The organism is Microcoleus sp. BROC3, from assembly GCF_036702515.1.
In the GTDB taxonomy this organism is placed as follows: domain Bacteria; phylum Cyanobacteriota; class Cyanobacteriia; order Cyanobacteriales; family Microcoleaceae; genus Microcoleus.
In genome coordinates this window covers 1-2,860 of the sequence record NZ_JAUBTQ010000145.1, presented here as the reverse complement: position 1 = coordinate 2,860, position 2,860 = coordinate 1, and the positions used below count along the sequence as shown (strand labels likewise).

At 47.1% G+C, this 2,860-nt stretch carries 2 protein-coding genes and 1 pseudogene; all 3 read left to right on the top strand.

Translation table 11 applies throughout. The annotated features are described in order from the left end of the window. Nucleotides 1-615 precede the first annotated feature (615 nt). A complete protein-coding gene (locus tag QUB30_RS33225) occupies nt 616-1,332 on the top strand; it encodes a reverse transcriptase N-terminal domain-containing protein (protein ID WP_333342539.1) in 717 nt (238 codons plus the stop codon). Beyond that, nucleotides 1,310-2,377, top strand: a complete 1,068-nt coding sequence (locus QUB30_RS33220; RefSeq protein WP_333342541.1) for a group II intron maturase-specific domain-containing protein — start codon at nt 1,310-1,312, stop codon at nt 2,375-2,377. The genes QUB30_RS33225 and QUB30_RS33220 overlap by 23 nt, the downstream gene beginning before the upstream one ends. A 129-nt stretch (nt 2,378-2,506) precedes the next feature. Next, a pseudogene (locus QUB30_RS33215) lies at nt 2,507-2,860 on the top strand (reverse transcriptase domain-containing protein); the annotation flags it as partial.

Below are 2,860 nucleotides of genomic sequence, written 5' to 3'. Positions count from 1 at the left end.
AGTGCGGCTTGTTGACGCGCCAAGGAGAAATCCGAAAGCGTCACACCTGCTGAAAGCAGGTCAATAGGGAAGGGTGGCAACACTCGAAACCGAGATAACTTAGTTTCCGTGGAGGTGAAAGTCCTCCTTCTGTAAGTGTCCAGGAAACAGCATCACCCCCAGCTATGGAGAGGGTAGCACCGCCAGAACTGAAGCGGGGTGAAAACCGGATCGGCTACGAGCCTGAAATGTAGTGAAACCGGGAGCATCTGGGGCAGAACAGCGAAAGCGAACTCTTGTACAAACCGTCGTCATTGTCAACTTGCGGAATAAGGCTAATACGCAGGGAGCGCTCCGAGGCTCACGGGAACGGTAGATAGCAGCTTGCCCTACTGACTATCGGCACTTACCAAAACCCGGCGGATTGAGAGGTTCTACAACCAGTACCAACGGAAACTCGGAACGAGTTAAACCAGGGGAACGGCTCTCCAGAATTGGTCAAACTCTGGAGTAGTAGCTAGCGTAAGCCACCTTTGGAAGGATTGGGTCAGAAGCCAACGCCCCTCTGTAATGGAGAAGATATGCTGACAGACTCACTGCTGTGTGAAAGATACGTTCGCTTTAGTTCGAGTGAAGATGTCCAAAACGGAGATTACATCACAAGTGGAATGGAAAAATGTGAACTGGCGGAAAGCTGAGTTTGCAGTTTTCAAGCTCCAAAAGCGGATTTATCGCGCTTCACAACGTGGAGATGTTCAAACAGTTAGGCGGCTCCAAAAGAGTCTAGCTCAGTCCTGGTCTGCAAAACTAATTGCCGTGCGACGGGTTACACAGGACAATAAAGGTCGGGTTACGGCGGGAGTTGACGGGATAAAATCCTTAAAACCTCCAGCACGATTAGAACTGGCAAAAAACCTGAAAGTAAACGGGAAATCAGCACCAACTCGAAGGGTTTGGATTCCTAAACCCGGAAAGCCGGAAAAACGAGGACTCGGAATCCCAACAATTGAGGAAAGAGCAAAACAAACGCTAATCAAGCTGGCGTTAGAACCAGAATGGGAAGCACGTTTTGAATCGGAATCATACGGCTTTAGACCTGGCAGATCTTGTCATGACGCAGTTGAAGCAATCCGAACGTACATCGCCCAAAAACCGAAGTATGTTTTGGATGCAGACATCTGTCGGTGTTTTGACAAAATAAACCATACCAAACTGTTAGAAAAACTTAATACCTTTCCCATCTTCGAGCGTCAAATCAAAGCGTGGCTCAAAGCGGGAGTAATCGACTTCAGCAGATGGGCACAGAGGAAGGGATTTCAAGAGACACTCTCTGGGTGTTCCGCAAGGTGGTAGTATCTCACCACTTTTAACGAACATCGCGCTCCACGGTATGCAACAACGCATAGAGGCACAGTTTCCCAGCGATAAAGCAAACAGAATCCGAAATACCAAAAGGTTATTTGGAAAGGAAGTGAAAGCTCCTACGCTTATACGCTACGCGGATGACTTAGTTGTAATATGCGAAGAACTTGCCGTGGTACAACAATGTCAGCAAATTCTATCAGAATGGTTAAGCGAATTGGGGCTTGAGTTGAAACCCGAAAAAACTCGGCTAGTACATACACTAGAAGAACATGGTGGAGAAAAGCCGGGATTTAATTTTCTAGGATTTTCCCTTCGCCAATACCCAGTAGGGAAACACCATTCAGGTGAAACATCGAAAGGTAAAAAGTTGGGTTTCAAAACCATCGTAAAACCCTCCAACGAAAAGCTTCAAGCTCATTACAGAAAGCTCGATAAGTACGTCGAGGAGAATAACAGCAGTAGTCAAGCTGCTCTAATCAGTTTCCTCAATCCAATCATTAGAGGATGGTGTCACTACCAATCTCCTTGGAACTCAAAGGAAACGTTCAATAAACTCGACCACCTACTCTGGAGCAGACTGTATCGATGGGGGAAACGCCGTCACCCTAACAAAGGGAAAAAGTGGGTTGCCAGAAAATATTGGCGAACCATCGGTAATAACAATTGGGTCTTTGCAAGCTCGAGGAAAGAGCAGGATTCCTTCAACCTCCTACTCCATGCCGCATTTCCTGCGGGTTTGAGATGGACAAAGGTACAAGGAACACGCAGCCCCTACGATGGAGACTCGATTTATTGGAGCGCCAGAATGGGCGAAAATTACAAATACCTAGAACCGCAGAAAGCAAGACTGCTCAAGCGGCAGAAAGGTAGATGCGCCCAATGTGGACTGAACTTTAACCCAGGTGATTCAATCGAAAAACACCACCTAAAGCCTAGAGCCAAGGGTGGAAATAATGCCGACAAAAACCTGATATTAGTCCACCTGCATTGTCACGACCAAATTCACGGGCAATCTGAAACAGAACCGCGCTGAGGGAGTTTTCCCTTATTGGAGATGTCACAAGCAAAGGTGACAGTCACACACTCAGGAGCCGAATGAATAGCGATATTCACGTTCGGTTCTGGAGCCGAGCAGGTAGGGCGACCTGCCTGCTTAGGTTAACAAAATACGGCAGGTGTGGATGGTGTAAAAACACTAACCCCAAAACATCGTATGAACCTGGTAGGCAAGTTAAAGTTAACCGGAAAGGCTAAACCCACCCGTAGGGTTAATATTCCCAAACCCGGAACAAATGAAACTAGACCATTAGGAATCCCCACAATTAACGACCGCGCTTTGCAAGCGTTAGTCAAGCTAGCGTTAGAGCCGGAATGGGAGGCAAAGTTTGAGCCAAACTCTTACGGTTTTCGACCAGGGCGCTCATGTCACGATGCGATAGGAGCAATATATCTCAGTATTAGACAAAAAGCCAAATATGTGCTGGATGCTGATATTGCCAAATGCTTTGACCGTATA

Coding starts and splice junctions, on each gene's coding strand:
- QUB30_RS33225 (WP_333342539.1), top strand. CDS start 616: ATGTCCAAAACGGAGATTACATCACAAGTGGAATGGAAAAATGTGAAC.